This is a genomic window from Streptobacillus canis, from assembly GCF_009733925.1.
Classification (GTDB): domain Bacteria; phylum Fusobacteriota; class Fusobacteriia; order Fusobacteriales; family Leptotrichiaceae; genus Streptobacillus; species Streptobacillus canis.
In genome coordinates, this window is sequence record NZ_WOEI01000020.1 from 1 (window position 1) to 17,276 (window position 17,276).

Below are 17,276 nucleotides of genomic sequence, written 5' to 3' on the forward strand. Positions count from 1 at the left end.
ATTCTTCACCTTTTTGTCAGTTTTTACTTCTTTGTTTTCTTATCTCAAAGTTATTGTCTTTACCTTAAATTGACTTCTTGTCTTTCTTGTTTGCTTTATTTATTCCTTTTCTTTCCATTGTCCTCGTTCCTTATCGAACTCAATTATATTACCATATCATTTTCACTTTGTCAATAAAAAAATTGCATATTTTCAAAAAAATTTTTTTGAAGATATGCAACCCTTGTTTTTACTACATTTTTTATTTAGCCAAACTTCTTAACACTTCCATTTTTCCTTCTAATCTAATTTTTACATTAGCTGGAACTAGTATAGTTTCTCCTTTTTTTATTTCTATACTTTCTCCATTACCTTCAATTTTCCCCTTACCTTCAAGTATAGAATAGATACTCATATTTTGATCTACATCATCAAAACTTTCTATTATTTTAATTCTGTCTATAGAATAATATGGAGTATTTGAAATATTTTTTCTTATCTCTCCTTCTTTAAAGTTTGTATTTATTACTTTAGGTTTTAATTCAAAATCAATCACATCTGCAGCATCTTCTAAATGCAATTCTCTTAATTTCCCGTTATCTAGTCTATCAAAATCATATATCCTATATGTAATATCTGAATTTTCTTGTATTTCAGCAAATATAACTGAACCTTCAAGACTTGCATGTACTGTTCCAGGTATCACATCTATAATATCTCCTGCTTCAACAGATATTTCCTCAAACATATCTGTAAAATCATTTCTTCTTGTTTTTTCTAAAAAACTTTCCTTATCATATCCTTTTTTCATACCCATAATTAATTTAGCATCATCACTTGCATACATAATATACCATGATTCATACTTACCTAATTCATTATGTTTTTTTAAAGCCACTTCATCACTTGGATGTACTTGTATAGACAATCTATCATTAACATCTAAATACTTTATTAATAAAGGAAATCTATCTGGATGATTTCTATATATTTCTTCTCCTACTAATATTCCTTTATATTCATCAAATAACTCCTGTAATGTTTTTCCTTGAAGCTTTCCATTGCTAACGACACTCATACCATTAGGATGTGATGAAACCTCCCAAGTTTCTCCATAATCTCTAGAATCTGGTAATACTATACCTAATTCTTTTTCTAAATTTCTTCCACCCCATACTTTAGGTATTAATACCTTTTTAAATTTTAATGGATACAATTTCATATTCTACCTCTTTCTAAATACTTATTCTATATTTTTAATATTACCAAATTTTCTAAAAATAGTCCATATTTTAGTATTCAATTTCTACTATATCAAATATTTTTATTTTTTCTTTAACTACTATTAGGTACATATTTTCAAAATCTATATTTGATACCTTTCCTATTAATTCTACATATCCATTTTCTTTATACCATTTAACTTTTACCATATCACCTTTTTTTAATCTATTTATTTTAAAAGATAATTTATCATAATCCTCTTCAGATAATACCATTTTTTCTTCAGGAATTATTTCTTTTTCTTCTATTAATTCATAAAAACCTTTAAGTGGTGAAAAAGGCATAAATTGTCTTGCCCTATCCATTATGTCCTCCTATTAATTTATTCCTCATTTTAGCTGTAGCCTTTTCATTCATGCTTATTCCTCTAAGTATTGAATTTTTACCAAATTTACCCTTTATTTTTAATATAGCTTTTTGTACTTTTTCATCCTTTTTTTCTAGTTCATAATTTGAAAATAAGTCTCCTTGTATCCAAGCACCTTCTAATAAATTATTCAAAGATAATGTTATTTGTTTTATTTTTAATTTTCTATCAACTTTTTCATCAAAAAACTTTTTATACTCCTTGGATAATTTTCTAAAAGAATTAGTCCTAAAATAAAGTTTTCTATTTCCCCCTACCGTTTTTCTTTCAATTCCACTATATCTTATAGTTAAACTAATATTATCTGTAGTATATTTAAAAGCAATTAATTCAAGTACCAATACATCTAACATCTCTATCATTATCATTTTAGCATCCTCAAAATTATAGTCACTAAAAAGTATTTGTGAATTTGATATAGATTTTGTTTTAGATTTATATTCTTTTATTTCTTTTATCGTACAAGGTTCTATTCCCTTAGCATGATCTATTAAAAATAAAGCATTTTCTCCAAATTCATCATAAAGAACTTTTTCTTGTAATAAAGTGATTCCCTCTAAATCATACACCTTATATTTTTCCAATCTTTTAGCTATCCCTTTACCTATGTTCCATATATCAGTTATAGGTCTATGATTCCAAATATATTTTTTAAATCTTTTTAAATCAAGTAACCCTATTCCATCTTCTGTTTTTTTTGCAAGTACATCTAAAGCTACCTTAGCCAAAAAAAGATTAGTCCCTATTCCTGCACTAGATGGTATTTTCTTTTCTTTAAATATTGCTTCTTTTATCATTATAACTATTTCTTTAGCTCTCATATTATACAATTTTAAATATGGCGTTAAGTCTATAAAACATTCATCTACAGAATATATGTATATATCTTCAGGAGCTATATATCTCAAGTATATACTATAAATCTCAACTGAATATTCCATATATAATTTCATCCTTGGCATAGCTTTTATATATTGAATATGTTTAGGAATTTCAAAAATTCTACATCTATTTTTCACTCCTTTTGACTTTAATGCTGGACTAATTGCTAAAGTTATAGCTCCTTCACCTCTAGTTTCATCTGCAACTACAAGATTAGTACTAAAAGGATTCAACCCTCTTTCTGCACATTCAACAGAAGCGTAAAAACTTTTAAAATCTATACACGCATATACTTTTTCTTCCATCACAAAATCTCCTTGCTACTTTTTTGTTCCAAAAAATAATAAAAAATAACTTTTATGTTATAATTATATAACAACTTTAGTTTAAAAACAATGTTTTTTACTATTATCTATTTATATTTATTTTTTTTTGAGGTATAATATATTAATGGAGGTGAAAATTTTGAAAGAACATGAATCTTTTTATTACACAATATATGAAGAACTTAAAACTAAAATTTTAGAAGGAAATCTTAAACCTGGAGATAAACTTAGTTCAGAAAGAAATCTTTCAGAAGAATACGGTGTAAGCAGAAATACTATTCGTTCTACTTTAAATTTACTTGAAAAAGAAGGATATATTTTTAAAGTTCAAGGTAAAGGAAATTTTATTTCTAGTCAAAAAATGAATCAAAATCTTAATACTTTCTATAGTTTTTATGAAAATATTAAATCAGCAGGTAAAACACCTAAATCAAAAATTATTTCTCATAAAATTTTAGAAGCTAATTTTGAACTTTCAGAAATTTTTAGAATCCCTCTTAACTCAAAAATAATATATTTTGAAAGATTACGTTTTATGGATAATGAACCCATAATATTTGAAAAAACTTATCTCCCTCTTTATAGATTTAATGGATTTGATCCTCTTGAATTAAACCAAAAATCTATGTATAATATTTTTGAAAATAAATTTGAAATCAATTTCTCTAAGGCCGTAGAAACTTTAAAGCCTATATTAATTTCTGATAAAAAAGAAAAAAATTTACTTAACTTAAAAGAAAATGATTTAGGAATGAATATTATACGCAGTACTTATGAAAAGGAAAAAATAATAGAATACACTATTTCAAGCATAAAAAATAATGTATTTGAATACAGTATAACACTAAACAAAGGATGGTAAAAATGATTAAATTAGATGATGTTAAAAAGGCAAATGAAAACATTAAAAAGGCTATTAAAAGAACTCCACTTATTGAGTGTCCATTACTTAATCAAATAACAAAAGGTAATGTATATTTAAAACTTGAAAATTTACAAAAAACTGGTTCTTTTAAAGCAAGAGGAGCTATAAATAAAATAATGCATTTAACTGATGATGAAAAAAAACGTGGTGTAATTGCATCATCTGCTGGCAACCATGCTCAAGGAGTTGCATTAGGAGCTAAACAAGCTGGTATTAAAGCTACTATAGTTATGCCTAAATTTGCTCCAATTTCTAAAATTTTAGCAACTAAAAGTTATGGCGCTGAAGTTATACTTGAAGGAGAAACATTTAACGATGCCTATGAACATGCTTTAAAAGTACAAAAAGAAAATAATTACGTGTTCTTACATGCTTTTGATGATGATGAAGTTATCGCTGGTCAAGGAACAATAGGAATAGAAATATTTGAAGATTTAGAAAATGTAGATGTTGTACTTTGTCCTGTTGGTGGTGGTGGAATAATGGCAGGAATTGCTGTTGCATTAAAAGAATTAAAACCAAACATCAAATTAATAGGAGTAGAAGCTGAAAATATGCCATCTATGAAAAAGGCTCTAGAAAATAACGGACCATTACTTGTAACAGGTCCTCAAACTATAGCAGATGGTATTGCAGTTGGACGTGTAGGAGTAAAAACTCATGAAATATTTAAAAATTTAGTTGATGATGTAGTTATAGTTAGTGAAGATGAAATTTCACAAGCAATATTATTCTTAATAGAAAAAGCAAAAGTGGTTGCAGAAGGAGCAGGAGCTACAGCACTTGCAGCTGTACTTTCAGGAAAAGTAAATTTAGAAGGATTAAATGTCGCCATCGTTATTTCTGGTGGAAATATTGATATTACTAATATAGAAAAAATAGTTAATAGAGCTCAAATTATACAAAATAAAAGAGCAAGATTAAATATTTTACTTAAAGATATAGTTGGAGAATTAACTAAAGTTACAAATATTATATCTGAAAAACAAGCTAATATCTTATATCTTAATCAAACTAGATACTCTAACAACCTAAAAACTAATGAACAATTATTAGAACTTGTTATAGAATGTGTTGATAGCAATCATCTTGAAAGTGTATTAAAAGAATTAAATGAGAAGAAAATAAATTTTAATTTAGTATAATAATTAGGGGATAAATTTATCCCCTAATTATATTATAGTACTTTCATAAGCATTTAATCTTATTTCTTTATTTTCTAATTTAATTTTTTGTTCTTTATTTGATAAATTATGTAAAATTATTTTTTCACTTCCATTATACTTCATTTTATATGCTAAAACTTTATTATTTTCAACATCTAATGCTTCAAATTTTCCATATCTTATCTCATTATTTTCTTTTCTTATTTTTATCCATTTTTTGTAATGATTTAATAAAGAATCTTGATTATTTTTTTGAGTGATATAGTCTATTGTTTCTTTATTTAAAACTATTTCCTCCCAACTTGTTTGATAATCATCTCCCCAAATATATGGTTCTCTAATTAATTCATCTGGTTTTTTCCCTTTCATTCCTAATTCTTCACCATAGTATATATATGGATTACCTGGTAAAGTAAGTAAAATACTAGCTGCTAATTTTTGTCTATCTAAATCAGGTAATTTTTCAGATAATCTACTTTGATCATGATTAGTTAAAAAAGGTGCATCTATATATTCTTTAACACTTTTTTCATATAGATCATATACTCTTGTTAATTTAGATGTTAATTCTTTTGCATTTTCTCTAATTAAAGCATTAAATATTCCTTTTTCAGAAAATTCAAAATTAAAATTAGAATCAAATACAGTAAAGTATTTAGCTACTATTTCAGGAGCTGTCCAAACTTCTCCAACTATATATACATCTTTTTTAGTCTTAATTAATTCATTTCTAAATTCTGACCACCACTTCATATTAGCATCTAAAATATTTAACTCTTTAGAATATTCTCCTTTACCGTAAGCATGTAGTGCAGCATCTATTCTATATCCATCTATACCAACTTCATCTATCCAAAATTTAGATATTTTATGTATTTCTTTTCTAACTTCTTTTTCTTCTAAGTTTAAATCAGGCATTCCACCCCAAAAGATTCCAAAATACTTTTCTTCATCATTTAATTTATGCCAAGCTGTTCCACCAAGAGGTACTGCTTTAAAATCTATTTTATCATTATTATTTTTTTCTATTCTATAATATTTTTTATACTCACTATTTTTATTTACTAGCACATCTTTAAACCAAGGATGCTCACTACTAGTATGATTAATAGGTAAATCAATTATTATTTTTATTCCAAGTTCATGACTTACTTTTACAAGTTCTCTAAAATCATCTATAGTTCCATACTCAGGATCTATATTATAGTAATCTATAACATCATATTTATGATAACTTGGAGAAACAAATATCGGTGTTAACCATAAACCTTCCACTCCTAAATCTTTAAGCTCTGGTAATTTGTCTTTAATTCCATTTAAATCACCAATTTTATCTCCATTAGAATCAGCATAAGATCTAACAAATATTTCATAATATACTCCTGATTTTGAAATCCTATCTTCTAATGTATTTTCATATAATTTTACTGTTTCACCACAACTAAATATTAATCCAATTAGAATAATGAACAATATTATTTTTCTTTTCATTTTTCCTTCTTTCTTTTTCTTTAATTTAAACTATATAATTTTAGTATTTTTTTAAAGAAACCACTTTGTTCTATTATTATTTTTTTATCTTAACTACTTTTTTAGTACTTATATTTTTAATTAATAAATAATCCGATTTTTTCTTCCATTAATTATCAGCTATATACTTTTCTATTTTTTTCTCAAAATTAAGATTATTTTCCATTATTTCATATTCTAAATTCAATAATATCTGATTTTCCTTATTTTTGATTAAGATTTTTTGCTCAAATATTTCAAACTTATTATCCCATGAATAAATTTCTCCATTAACTTCTAATCCTAATTCAGAAACTTTTATTTGATTTTTAGTTACTTCTAGTTTAGAGAATATTTCTTTATTTTTTTTCAATAAAAATAAATTTTTATATATATTTTTTTTTGAATCTTTTTCTAAAAATTTAAATTTTGTAATATTTTTAAAATTTGCTAAGTATTCTTTTATTTCATTATATTTTTCTAAAGAAAAATTAATTGCTAAAATATTATATATTTTATCTTCCGATTTTATTGAAATTACACTTTCTTTCTCTTTATATTTTAAAATTATATATCTAATTTGATTTCTTTCTATTTTTTTATTTCCTATTTTAATAAATTCATCATCTAAGTATATATTTTTAAGATTTTTTGAGAAAAAAAATGCCGTTAACAAATACAGTAATCCCGAAATTAAACCAGAATATATTTCTATTTTTGAACGTTCTTGAAATTGAAATATAAATATTGTTAATATATTCTTAAGTATTGCTTGAAAAAACAAACCATACTTTATAATTCTCATACTTAATTTAGGTTTTATTATTTTTCTCATCTCTTCTCCTTTAACTTTTTATTATTTTTATCTACTTGTGAAAATTAGGAATAAATAACGTAAAAATAACACTGTCTTACCTCAGACCTTCATCATCATTGTATTTAATATATTTCACAATATTATTTTCTACTTTGAAAATAGAGGTAGTTTAAAAACTACCCCTATTATTTAGTGCTTAATATCAACGGTTTCCCATCTACTATTGCAACTGAATGTTCAAAATGGGCTGACCTTTTTTTATCTTGAGTTATTACTGTCCATCCATCTTTTAATACTTTTACTTTAAATGTTCCCATATTAACCATAGGCTCAATTGCAATTACTAATCCATTTTCTATTTTTAAACCAGTATTTGCTTTCCCGTAATTTAGCACGAATGGATCTTCATGCATAGAAAATCCTACTCCATGTCCAGAGAAATCTCTGACAACAGAGAAACCAAATTTTTCTACATAATTTTGTATAGCAAATCCTATATCACCTATTCTATTTCCAACTATTGCTTGTTCTATTCCTATATCTCTTGCTTTTTCTGTAACTTCAAGTAGTTTTTTTGATCTTTCATCAATATTTCCTACTGCAAAAGTTTTAGCTGCATCTCCAAAATATCCATCAAGTATTGTAACTGTATCTAAAGAAAGTATATCTCCTTCTTTTAAAATTTCAGTTTTACTTGGTATACCATGAACTACTTTTTCATTAATTGAAATACAAGTTGCTGCAGGATATGGAGGATATGGCCAACCTATATCATAGCCTTTAGTTCCAGGTATGGCTCCTTGACTTCTAATGTAATCTTCACAAATTGCATCTATTTCCCAAGTTGAAATTCCTGGTTTAATATATTTTGGTATAACATCTTCATAAAGTCTTGCAATTATTTCATTTGCTTTCTTTATTTTTTTGATATCTTCTAAAGTTTTTAATTTTACCATTTTTTCCCTTTCTAGTTACTAAACATTACAACTATTAGTTAAAATGTCAATTATTTCTTCAGTAATATATTTACTTTCTCTTTCTCCTTGTATTTCAGCTACTTTACCTTGTTCTTTATAGTAATCTAATACTGGAGCTGTTTGATTTTTGTAATTTTCTAATCTCTTTTTAACAACTTCTGCAGTATCATCTGCTCTTTGTTCTAAATCTTCTGGATTTTGATCTACAGGTGGATTATAAATTATATGATATATTTTACCAGTTTTTTTAGAGACCCTTCTTCCTGTAATTCTCTTTAAAATTTCATCATCTTCAACAACTAGTGCTATAACTTTTTCAATTTCTCTTTCTTGTTTTTCTAAGATTTTATCTAAAGCTTTAGCTTGCTCTACAGTTCTTGGATATCCATCTAAAATAAATCCTTTCTCTGTATCTGCTTGTTTTAATCTTTCTTCCACTAATCCATTAACAATATCATCTCCAACTAAGTTTCCAGCATCCATTAGTTTTTTTGCTTCAAGTCCTAGTGGAGTTTGATTAGCTATAGCTGCTCTTAATATATCTCCAGTTGAAATTTGAGGTATTTCAAATTTTTGTATTAATTCTTTTGCTTGAGTTCCTTTACCAGCACCTGGCGGTCCAAATAATACTATATTCATATCTATCATCTCCTTAATATTTTCCTTACATCAAGTATACCATTTACAAAATATAGTTGTCAATTAAGTTTTATTATATGCAATATACAAAAAATATTATAAATTTTATTAATAAAATAAAGGAAACTCATATTCTTTTTAAATTTATATTTTTTATTACATTGTATTGACATTGTGTTGATTTCGTTATTCAATTTTAAAGAGGATGTATTTAAATGTTTACAACAAATATAAATATAAGAGTGGATAAGAAAACAAAAGAAAAAGCAGAATATATCTTTTCAAATCTAGGTTTAAATATGTCAACTGCTATTAACATCTTTTTGAGAACAAGTATTAGAGAAAATGGAATTCCTTTTCCTTTAAAATTAGATATTCCAAATACTACGACTATTGCAGCTATAGAAGAAGGAAACAAAATTGTTCTTGATAAAAATGTTAAAAGTTATAACAACATATCTGATTTAAGAAAAGATTTAGATATATGAAATTAAATTTACAACACAATTTAAAAAATATGTCAAATTAGTAAAAAAACAAAATAAAAATTTAGATTTAATGTTCGATATAATTGAAAAATTAGCAAACGGAGAAAAAATAGATAAAAAATATAGAGATCACTCTCTATATGGTAATTATAAAGGAGTAAGAGAATGTCATCTAGAGCCAGATTTGTTATTATTATATCAATATAAAGAAGAAATTTTAGTATTGTTATTAACAATACTAGGATCACATTCTGAAATTTTTAATAAGTAAAATAAAAGGATTAATTCAATATTTTCAATTAATCCTTTTGTTTTATCATCTACTAATATATTCTTTTAAATTTATCTTATGATTATATTTTATTGCTGCTTTTTCATCTTTTTTTAGTATAATATCTGTTAAATCTATATTATTAATTGCAGCTATAGCTACAGTATAATGTATAATATCAGCAAGCTCTATACCTAACTCTTCAGTTGAAGTTTCACCTTTTTTAAGTCCAGCTCTAATATTTAATACTTCTGCAACTTCACCCATTTCTTCTACAAGTTTTAGAAATAGGCCCTGTTCTGTTCTTCTATTTTCATAATGTTCAAATAAATATTCTTGTAATTGTTTTATAGTTACTTCCATCTTTAACTCCTTTATTTTAATTTAAGTATATATCCCATACCTTTATTTCTTTTAGTATACTCTTTAAATCCAAGAGATGTAAATAGTTTTTTAGAATTACTATTAAAGTCATAAATTTCTTCTACTCCTATTTCAGGATATACGAACTCTTTAGCTCTGTTAATTAAAGTATTTATTACTTTTTTACCTATACCTTTACCCCTATATCCTTTTTCTCCTATAACTATAGGAAATTCTGTTTTTGAAAAGATAACATCACCTATATGTTTAAATTCTCCTTCTATTTTATATTCTATGAAATATAGCTCTCCTACACTATCTAAGTACTTATACATCTTTTCAAGTAAAGCTTCATCATATATTTCTTCATCACCATCTACAAGCCATACAGTTTCTAAATCTTGATACCATTTAAGTGCTAAAGAATAATCTGAATGGTATTTCACTAATCTTAAATTTTCATCTATGTTTAATATATCTGATTGTTTAATTCATTTAATTGACATGGGTACCTCACTTAAATTTTAAAATCTTTAAAACCATTAATGTATTTTTTAAATATACCTGTATCATTTCTTGACCAAAATTTCGCTATAGAAAAATTATTTTTCTCCAATTTATCACAAAATGAATTATCTTGTATTATATGTTTTTTTATATCTATTTTATTTTTTTGATAAAGTTCTTCTATTCTTTTTATTTCCGTACTAAAAACTATTTCATCCTCTAAATTTTTTATTTGCGGTACAAAAATTATTTTAGAAATTGTTTTAACTTTTTTTAGCCTTTTTAGATTCTCTTCTAAGATATTTATTTCTTGAACATCTGTGTCAAAAACTATAATTAATATTTCTGCATTCAAAGTTCTAATAAATGAATCAGATATTTTTTCATTTACTAAATTTTTTACCTTAACTTTCCCCGAAAATATATATTTATTCTTCAATTCTTTTATTACTTTTTCTTCTGTTTGTCCCTCAACTATATAATAAATTCTCCCATTATTTTTTTTCATTTAGAATCATCTCACTTAACCCCTCTAATTCCTCTATTAAATCTAAATTTGGCGACATAGAAAATACATCATTTTCGACATAATTTCTTAATCTAATATCATTTCTCTTTATATATTCTATTGGATAAATTACTTTAATATTATCATTTTCTTTCTTTAAGAAAGTATATGACTGTAATGGTAAATTCATATCCAAAATTTCTTGATTATGCGTAGTAAAGAATAATTGACTATCCTCTTTCAAGTAAGAAATCATTAAACTAAATATCATTTTTTCTAAATCGCTATGAATAAAAGTAAATTTTTCATCACAATAAAAAACGGAATTATCTAAACTATTAATTCTAGTTAATAACTCACTAATGCTTATTCCCGCTCTAGTACCACTAGATAATTGCTTGTATAAATCTAAATTATCTTCTTTTTGTATAATTACATCATCTTCTCTATCTACAAATTTAATAATATATGCATTTTCAACTTCTTTACTTTTAATCACATCAACAATAGATGTATCAAGAGACTTAAGAATGTTCTTTAATATTCTTAACTCTATATTTAAGCTCTTTTTTTCTAATTCTGGGAAAGTAAAATGCCAACTAAAATTATTTATAGATTCTAATTTATCCATAAATGTATCTGTTGATCTATATTCTATTTTTTTTAGTTTTTTTTCAACTTTTTCATAAGAATCATTTTTGGCTATTTTAGCACTATATATATCTAAGTTTAAGTTTCTTGACTCTGTATATTTAATTGTATTATTGAATACAATTCTATACATTCTATTTTCTACTACAAAATCTATTAGAAAATATGTTGACTTATCTTTAATATTAGTAATATTTTCTAGATTATTTACATCACATTTTCTAATAAAATTAAATATATACATCAATGCAAGTCCTAAAGTTGATTTTCCACTCGCATTATTACCCATTATTACATTAACTTTCTTATATCTAAAGTTAGGATAATTTTTTAAATTTTGCTCCACAGTTGAATTCACTGCTTTTTTAGGAAAAACAAAATCAATTTTGAAGTCATTAAAACTGTAAATATTATCTAATTCTAATTTTAGCACTACCATATTTTCCTCCTATTTGTTCCAATATTATGTAATTATGATAACATTTTTTGGGTTTTTTGTCAATTTATTGCTTATTAGTTACATTTTTTCTACAACTATAACATTATCCACTTTCTTTATTTCTTTAGCAAATCCATTTTTCTTCCAAAATCTTTCTGCTTTAACGTTTACATCTATATATCCAAGCCTAATAGTCTCATACCCCATATTATATACAAACTCTTCTAACACCCTTGTAGCTATCCCTTTATTTTGGAAATTCTTATCAATTAATAATAGGCCTATCCATAATACTTCTTTAGTAGGATATCCTTCCAATAAATCTAGAACACCTACCAATCTTTCTTCTATGAATATTCCTAAAAATTTTTTGTTATTTATATCAAATTCTTCAGGAATCATAACCATATCATTAAGTACTGATTCATTACTTGGTTCTGGAGGACAAATTTTAAAATATTCATCATTGCTTTCATATATTCTCAATATTTCATCTGCATCATCTTTATTTAATCTTTTCAGTTCTATAATCATCATACCTTCTTTTTTTCTTAACTTTTCTTCATTTTTCTTAACTCTTCCTAATACTATCCGGTTATTTTACAAAAACTTCTTCACTGTTCAATCTTCCAGTAAAGAGGTATCTTTAATTTTTATATTTAAAATTTTCTTCTACACCTATTTTTTAAAATCTAATAATTCATAATATTGATTTCTATCATTAACCGATGTACCATTCCATTTTAAAACAGATTTTTTTCTAAATCTAGTAATATTTTTCTTGTAAATGTTCTTCCTTTATTTATTAAATCACTTACTTCTAATGTTGTTATATTCTCGCCAGTGTTATACATAAAATGGATGATTTTTTTCTCATAATTATTTAAGCTATAATAAACATCTTGAAATATTTCTTCTATTTTCTTTTCAATTATTAAATGCCTATTTATAATATTATTCTCTAATTTAAGAATAACACTATTACCAGGTTCAGTATATACCGGTTCTTTTAAAAACATATTATTCATTTCAGAATATATTCTTTTTACACCCTCATTTAGTTCTTTAACCCAACCAAATTCTCTATTAGTACTTTTGTCTCTCTTATTATCAAATGAAAACTATTATCATTTTTATCTATTTTTTACAAAAACTCCTGCTACCATTCCTATAAGTCCTGTAATTACTATTTTTAGCATATTTGGAATGAAAGTATATGTTATGTATACATCATCTTTAGCATAAATCCCAAATATCGCCCAAGCTATTACTAAAGGTATGGCAAAATTTTTGAAAAGACGTGTAAGTATAGTAGTTAATAGTAAAACTACAGTTATTCCTAAAATAGTCCAAAAATCAGCGTTATTTTTTAAATGTTCAAAATTAATTTTTACTAAATATGCATATATATTAACTACAGTTGCTATAGTTATCCAACCTAAATGTAGTCCAAATGCAGTCGATGAAAGAGATATTTTTTCTTTTTTTAATTTATTAACTATTAATATTAATGTTAACCAATAAATGACTATTATTACAACTGATAATCCTATCCATCTAAGTCCAAAGAATACATTCCACATAATATTTAATATCATCATGAACAAAATTATTATCCCTATCGTTCTTTTCATACTCTTTTGTTTATACATCCACACTAATGATAAAAATAGTAGTAAATATATCACTCCCCATATAGAGAATGTAAATCCAATAGGTGTAATTGATGTATCATACATATTTGAAACTACTTTTTGAGCCATAAGCCCTGGAAATTTAGATGTTGCAATTAAGTAATTAATTATTAATGTAATAAAAAACATTACAATATTTATTTTATTTAAAGTATTCTTTTTCATTTCTCCTCCTATTTTTCTAAAATTTTTGCTATCTTATCTATAGCTTCCTGTCCTTCTGGTATAGGGAATAATGGATAAACATGATTTAAGTTTTTACCAATAATATATTCAAAATCAATATTTTCTTCTTTTAATTTATCTGCTAATACTTGAATATCTGGATAAAGTATATCTCTAGTTCCTGTAAATATTGTAAGATTTTTTAAAGCTTTAAGATTTCCATATATTGGACTAAGTTTTGGATCTTTTAAATCCGTTCCATTTGCCCATGCTTTTGCTGTAGGTAATGCTGTTTTAGAATTTAACCATGGATCTACTTTTTGATATTTTTCTATTCCTAGATTTTCCATAGTTAAATCAACCCAAGGTGACATTACTATTAAACTTTTAGCTTCTTTAAATTTTAATCTATCTAATTCTTGAGCAAGACCTAAAACAAATCCTCCACCTGCACTATCACCCATCAATACAACATCACTATCTTTTGATATTTTGTTATATAGCTCTAATACTTTTTCATATGCTTCTTTAAAGTCATGCTTAGGTGCTTTAGGATATACTGGCAATAGAACTTTCGCATCAGTTTGTTCTATCAATTTTTTCACAAACCTAATATGGAATGGATCTACATGATGAAGATAAGTCCCACCATGTATATATATTACTAGTTCTCCTTTTCCTTCTTTATTAAAGTTTAATACTGGCATATTAGAAAAAGCAAAAGCTTCAATTCCTTCAGGTAATATATATGGTTCTTCTTCCATTTCTTTTCTTTCTTTTAACCAAGTTTCCATTTCTTCACTAGACCATTTTCTAATTTTAGTTACTTTTAAATATATTTCAGCTATAGTTGCTTGCATACTTCTTTCATAATAATATTTTGATGATGTGTAAAGACCTACAAAACCTATAATTAGAAACAGAAGTACAAGTTTAAATAATTTGTTCATCATTTTTCTCTTTTCTATCTTTTCTCTCTTAGATTATATCATTTTTTTAATATGTTAACCATATGATTTATAGCAACACTTGCTTCAGGTATATTTAAAAATGGATAATCATGTAACATATTTTTTCCTATTAACATATCTACTTCTATATTTTCATCTTTCATCATATTTACTAATTTAAGTATATCAGGATAAAGTATATCTCTTTCTCCTGCTATTATTGATATATTATTTAAAACTTTAAGTTTACCATAAATGGGACTAAGTCTTGTATCTTTTAAATTAGTTCCATTGGCCCAAGACTTTGCCATAGCTAAGCATTTAGATTTTTTTAAATATGGATCTAACTTTTCATATTTTTCTATTTCAGGATTTTCCATAGATAGATCTAACCAAGGTGAAATAAGAATTATCTTTTTAGGAACTCTTAATTTAAGTCTATCAATTTCTTGAGCAAGGCCCAAAGTAAATCCTCCACCAGCACTATCTCCAAGTAAAACTACAGAGTCATCTTTTGCACTTTCAATGTATATTTCTATTACTTTTTCATAGGCTTCTTTAAAGTCATGTTTAGGTGCTTTTGGATAAACAGGCATAATTACACTAATATCTGTTTTTTTTATTAATTTGTTTAAAAAGTCAAAGTTTTCATGAACAGGATCATACATATATGCTCCACCATGAAGATAAAATACTTTACTGCCTTTACCTTGTGAATTTAAAAATATAACCTTCATATTATTAAATTCTGAAATAGTTAAATTTTCATAATTTTTAGGTAGTTGGTATTCATCTTCTTCAATAAGTTTTAATTCATTAATTCTCTTAGTCATTTCTTCTTCTGCAATATTTTCATATTCAATAATTCTATATTTCAGTTCTATTAATAAAGCTTTTAGGCTTCTCTTAAAATATATTCTTAATAGGAAATATATCACTGATATGAATAATATATATTTAATCATTAACATCTTAGTTCTCTTTTCTATGGGGATATATATATTATACCTTAAAAAATGATAATTGTTGATATATTTAAAAAAGTAGATAAATTTATTATCTACTCTTCTAAATTAATATATTTTTCATAATTAAAAATTTAATTGTTGAATTCTATCCAATAAATTTGAAGGATAATTATATGCTAATAAATATTTTTTACTTTGTAATAAATTATTAGTAAGTAGTGTCTCTAATCCCCTTGTATAAGAAATAAGATACGCCAATTTTGTCTTAAAACTATTTTCTACATATATACTAAACAATGACAAAATATTTTGAAATTTTTTATCAAAAATAATAAATTGATACAAATCAAGCAAAGTTATATTTTCACTCATATTATTATGTAATTCTTTATAACCATTTGCCAAATCATATATTTTTAATATATCTATTTCTAATTTTTTATCATCACAATCTTTAATATTGTAATCATTTTTTATTTTCTTTAACTGTTCTTCGTAAGTTAAAAATGGTTTATCTACTCCCATACTTTATCCCCTCTCCCTTAAAAAAAATCCTGTATTCATACAGGATTCTAGACAGCCGCGAACATATTGTTCATAGCCAAGTTATCTTGTATATATACTAGCATTTTTCAAGGGCACTGTCACTATCCATTTTTATATTGAATTAAATTTGTTGAATTATCTCCCACATTTTTTTATATTTAAAGGATCATTATCCATCAAATATTTAAGATAAAATAAGTATATAAAAGTTATTATAATAAAGAAAATAAATATCAAAAAAATACTCATTAATACTTTTATATCTTTTTTAGTCTCAATTTTTTTATTGCATCTACATATTTATTTTTTTCTTTTTTATTTACACGCATTATTTTCACTTCTAATTCTTTATTTTCCATATTTAATATCATTTACTTTTTTTGAAAAATTAAAAATAAAGTATATGAATACAAACATAATTGAAATAACAAGAAAAAATAATGTATACTGGGAAACTTTAACTTTTGGATCAAGTAATAGTTCTAGCATTTTAACTGTAATAAATGTTTGAACCGGTAATAATCCTAATATTATAAAATTATTTACACGATTTAAAACTGTATAATTTTCTAATATTATTTTCATTTCTTTTATTTTTTTACTTTGTCTATATTCTTCAACTTCTTCACTATATATTAATTCAAGCAAGAAAAAAAATATTTTAATGCTTAGTGGTATCATTATAAGTACAGTTACAATAATAACAATTTGCTTATATTCTATTCCAAGTAAATAGATATAAAAATAAAATTCTAACATCACAATCAAAGAAATAACATAAATAATAACTGAAAAAATACTAATACATAATATTAAAAGTATAATTAATAATAATGGTCTAAAAATAGTTTTCAA

The 17,276-nt window shown here is 24.7% G+C and carries 22 protein-coding genes; 4 read left to right on the forward strand and 18 right to left on the reverse strand.

Annotation, left to right across the window (positions count from 1 at the left end; genetic code table 11):
* Nucleotides 1-241: 241 nt before the first annotated feature.
* From GM111_RS05765 to GM111_RS05775, 3 genes are all read right to left on the reverse strand, one after another.
* The gene (locus GM111_RS05765; RefSeq protein ID WP_156300039.1) at nt 242-1,201 is read right to left on the reverse strand and encodes a type I phosphomannose isomerase catalytic subunit; all 960 of its coding nucleotides are present in this window, start codon (nt 1,199-1,201) and stop codon (nt 242-244) included.
* Between the two features lie 70 nt (nt 1,202-1,271).
* Entirely contained in the window at nt 1,272-1,568 is a 297-nt protein-coding gene (locus GM111_RS05770) for a YolD-like family protein (protein ID WP_156300041.1), read from the reverse strand.
* Nucleotides 1,561-2,817 carry a Y-family DNA polymerase gene (locus tag GM111_RS05775; protein ID WP_156300043.1) on the reverse strand — a complete coding sequence of 419 codons (1,257 nt, stop codon included), beginning with the start codon at nt 2,815-2,817 and terminating at the stop codon, nt 1,561-1,563. Before GM111_RS05775 ends, GM111_RS05770 begins: the two co-directional genes overlap by 8 nt.
* A gap of 160 nt (nt 2,818-2,977) precedes the next feature.
* On the opposite strand from GM111_RS05775, the gene GM111_RS05780 reads away from it, so the two are divergent.
* Nucleotides 2,978-3,700 (forward strand): GntR family transcriptional regulator, encoded by a 723-nt coding sequence (locus tag GM111_RS05780; RefSeq protein WP_197034505.1) that lies wholly within the window; start codon nt 2,978-2,980, stop codon nt 3,698-3,700.
* 2 nt (nt 3,701-3,702) lie between these two features.
* On the forward strand, nt 3,703-4,908 hold the full coding sequence (ilvA, locus tag GM111_RS05785) for a threonine ammonia-lyase (RefSeq protein WP_156300046.1): 1,206 nt from the start codon (nt 3,703-3,705) through the stop codon (nt 4,906-4,908).
* Between the two features lie 27 nt (nt 4,909-4,935).
* On the opposite strand, the gene GM111_RS05790 is transcribed toward ilvA, so the two are convergent.
* The 4 genes from GM111_RS05790 to GM111_RS05805 form a co-directional block, all read right to left on the reverse strand.
* The gene (locus GM111_RS05790; protein ID WP_156300048.1) at nt 4,936-6,420 is read right to left on the reverse strand and encodes an alpha-amylase family glycosyl hydrolase; all 1,485 of its coding nucleotides are present in this window, start codon (nt 6,418-6,420) and stop codon (nt 4,936-4,938) included.
* A 148-nt stretch (nt 6,421-6,568) separates the two neighbouring features.
* The gene (locus GM111_RS05795; RefSeq protein WP_156300050.1) at nt 6,569-7,273 is read right to left on the reverse strand and encodes a hypothetical protein; all 705 of its coding nucleotides are present in this window, start codon (nt 7,271-7,273) and stop codon (nt 6,569-6,571) included.
* Between the two features lie 167 nt (nt 7,274-7,440).
* The gene (map, locus tag GM111_RS05800) at nt 7,441-8,211 is read right to left on the reverse strand and encodes a type I methionyl aminopeptidase (protein ID WP_156300071.1); all 771 of its coding nucleotides are present in this window, start codon (nt 8,209-8,211) and stop codon (nt 7,441-7,443) included.
* A gap of 18 nt (nt 8,212-8,229) precedes the next feature.
* On the reverse strand, nt 8,230-8,871 hold the full coding sequence (locus GM111_RS05805) for an adenylate kinase (RefSeq protein WP_156300073.1): 642 nt from the start codon (nt 8,869-8,871) through the stop codon (nt 8,230-8,232).
* A gap of 215 nt (nt 8,872-9,086) precedes the next feature.
* On the opposite strand from GM111_RS05805, the gene GM111_RS05810 reads away from it, so the two are divergent.
* On the forward strand, nt 9,087-9,359 hold the full coding sequence (locus GM111_RS05810) for a type II toxin-antitoxin system RelB/DinJ family antitoxin (RefSeq protein ID WP_156300075.1): 273 nt from the start codon (nt 9,087-9,089) through the stop codon (nt 9,357-9,359).
* Nucleotide 9,360: 1 nt separating this feature from the next.
* Entirely contained in the window at nt 9,361-9,630 is a 270-nt protein-coding gene (locus tag GM111_RS05815; RefSeq protein WP_331279614.1) for a type II toxin-antitoxin system YafQ family toxin, read from the forward strand.
* Between the two features lie 45 nt (nt 9,631-9,675).
* Here the strand turns inward: GM111_RS05815 and GM111_RS05820 are convergent, their stop codons facing one another.
* From GM111_RS05820 to GM111_RS05870, 11 genes are all read right to left on the reverse strand, one after another.
* On the reverse strand, nt 9,676-9,993 hold the full coding sequence (locus tag GM111_RS05820) for a MazG nucleotide pyrophosphohydrolase domain-containing protein (RefSeq protein ID WP_156300079.1): 318 nt from the start codon (nt 9,991-9,993) through the stop codon (nt 9,676-9,678).
* An 11-nt stretch (nt 9,994-10,004) separates the two neighbouring features.
* Nucleotides 10,005-10,439: a GNAT family N-acetyltransferase gene (locus GM111_RS05825; RefSeq protein WP_197034506.1), complete on the reverse strand. Its 435-nt coding sequence runs from the start codon at nt 10,437-10,439 to the stop codon at nt 10,005-10,007.
* A gap of 71 nt (nt 10,440-10,510) precedes the next feature.
* Complete coding sequence (locus GM111_RS05830; RefSeq protein ID WP_156300083.1) at nt 10,511-11,008, reverse strand: hypothetical protein; 498 nt, start codon at nt 11,006-11,008, stop codon at nt 10,511-10,513.
* Nucleotides 10,995-12,098, reverse strand: coding sequence for an AAA family ATPase (locus GM111_RS05835; protein WP_156300085.1), 1,104 nt, complete (start codon nt 12,096-12,098; stop codon nt 10,995-10,997). The genes GM111_RS05830 and GM111_RS05835 overlap by 14 nt, the downstream gene beginning before the upstream one ends.
* Before the next feature lie 78 nt (nt 12,099-12,176).
* The gene (locus tag GM111_RS05840; RefSeq protein WP_197034507.1) at nt 12,177-12,632 is read right to left on the reverse strand and encodes a GNAT family N-acetyltransferase; all 456 of its coding nucleotides are present in this window, start codon (nt 12,630-12,632) and stop codon (nt 12,177-12,179) included.
* A gap of 209 nt (nt 12,633-12,841) precedes the next feature.
* Nucleotides 12,842-13,126, reverse strand: coding sequence for a hypothetical protein (locus GM111_RS08255; protein WP_197034508.1), 285 nt, complete (start codon nt 13,124-13,126; stop codon nt 12,842-12,844).
* Between the two features lie 105 nt (nt 13,127-13,231).
* Nucleotides 13,232-13,957, reverse strand: a complete 726-nt coding sequence (locus GM111_RS05850; RefSeq protein ID WP_156300089.1) for a TspO/MBR family protein — start codon at nt 13,955-13,957, stop codon at nt 13,232-13,234.
* Between the two features lie 8 nt (nt 13,958-13,965).
* Nucleotides 13,966-14,907, reverse strand: a complete 942-nt coding sequence (locus GM111_RS05855; RefSeq protein WP_156300091.1) for an alpha/beta hydrolase — start codon at nt 14,905-14,907, stop codon at nt 13,966-13,968.
* 38 nt (nt 14,908-14,945) lie between these two features.
* Nucleotides 14,946-15,878 (reverse strand): alpha/beta hydrolase fold domain-containing protein, encoded by a 933-nt coding sequence (locus GM111_RS05860; protein ID WP_156300093.1) that lies wholly within the window; start codon nt 15,876-15,878, stop codon nt 14,946-14,948.
* A 120-nt stretch (nt 15,879-15,998) separates the two neighbouring features.
* Nucleotides 15,999-16,400: an Abi family protein gene (locus GM111_RS05865; protein ID WP_156300095.1), complete on the reverse strand. Its 402-nt coding sequence runs from the start codon at nt 16,398-16,400 to the stop codon at nt 15,999-16,001.
* 369 nt (nt 16,401-16,769) lie between these two features.
* Entirely contained in the window at nt 16,770-17,183 is a 414-nt protein-coding gene (locus GM111_RS05870; RefSeq protein ID WP_197034509.1) for a hypothetical protein, read from the reverse strand.
* Between the last annotated feature and the right edge of the window lie 93 nt (nt 17,184-17,276).

Bases quoted from the DNA above. Each gene is read 5' to 3' on its own strand.
- GM111_RS05765 (WP_156300039.1), bottom strand. From the start codon at position 1,201: ATGAAATTGTATCCATTAAAATTTAAAAAGGTATTAATACCTAAAGTA.
- GM111_RS05770 (WP_156300041.1), bottom strand. From the start codon at position 1,568: ATGGATAGGGCAAGACAATTTATGCCTTTTTCACCACTTAAAGGTTTT.
- GM111_RS05775 (WP_156300043.1), bottom strand. From the start codon at position 2,817: ATGGAAGAAAAAGTATATGCGTGTATAGATTTTAAAAGTTTTTACGCT.
- ilvA (WP_156300046.1), top strand. From the start codon at position 3,703: ATGATTAAATTAGATGATGTTAAAAAGGCAAATGAAAACATTAAAAAG.
- GM111_RS05790 (WP_156300048.1), bottom strand. From the start codon at position 6,420: ATGAAAAGAAAAATAATATTGTTCATTATTCTAATTGGATTAATATTT.
- GM111_RS05795 (WP_156300050.1), bottom strand. From the start codon at position 7,273: ATGAGAAAAATAATAAAACCTAAATTAAGTATGAGAATTATAAAGTAT.
- map (WP_156300071.1), bottom strand. From the start codon at position 8,211: ATGGTAAAATTAAAAACTTTAGAAGATATCAAAAAAATAAAGAAAGCA.
- GM111_RS05805 (WP_156300073.1), bottom strand. From the start codon at position 8,871: ATGAATATAGTATTATTTGGACCGCCAGGTGCTGGTAAAGGAACTCAA.
- GM111_RS05810 (WP_156300075.1), top strand. From the start codon at position 9,087: ATGTTTACAACAAATATAAATATAAGAGTGGATAAGAAAACAAAAGAA.
- GM111_RS05820 (WP_156300079.1), bottom strand. From the start codon at position 9,993: ATGGAAGTAACTATAAAACAATTACAAGAATATTTATTTGAACATTAT.
- GM111_RS05830 (WP_156300083.1), bottom strand. From the start codon at position 11,008: ATGAAAAAAAATAATGGGAGAATTTATTATATAGTTGAGGGACAAACA.
- GM111_RS05835 (WP_156300085.1), bottom strand. From the start codon at position 12,098: ATGGTAGTGCTAAAATTAGAATTAGATAATATTTACAGTTTTAATGAC.
- GM111_RS05840 (WP_197034507.1), bottom strand. From the start codon at position 12,632: ATGATTATAGAACTGAAAAGATTAAATAAAGATGATGCAGATGAAATA.
- GM111_RS08255 (WP_197034508.1), bottom strand. From the start codon at position 13,126: ATGAATAATATGTTTTTAAAAGAACCGGTATATACTGAACCTGGTAAT.
- GM111_RS05850 (WP_156300089.1), bottom strand. From the start codon at position 13,957: ATGAAAAAGAATACTTTAAATAAAATAAATATTGTAATGTTTTTTATT.
- GM111_RS05855 (WP_156300091.1), bottom strand. From the start codon at position 14,907: ATGAACAAATTATTTAAACTTGTACTTCTGTTTCTAATTATAGGTTTT.
- GM111_RS05860 (WP_156300093.1), bottom strand. From the start codon at position 15,878: ATGTTAATGATTAAATATATATTATTCATATCAGTGATATATTTCCTA.
- GM111_RS05865 (WP_156300095.1), bottom strand. From the start codon at position 16,400: ATGGGAGTAGATAAACCATTTTTAACTTACGAAGAACAGTTAAAGAAA.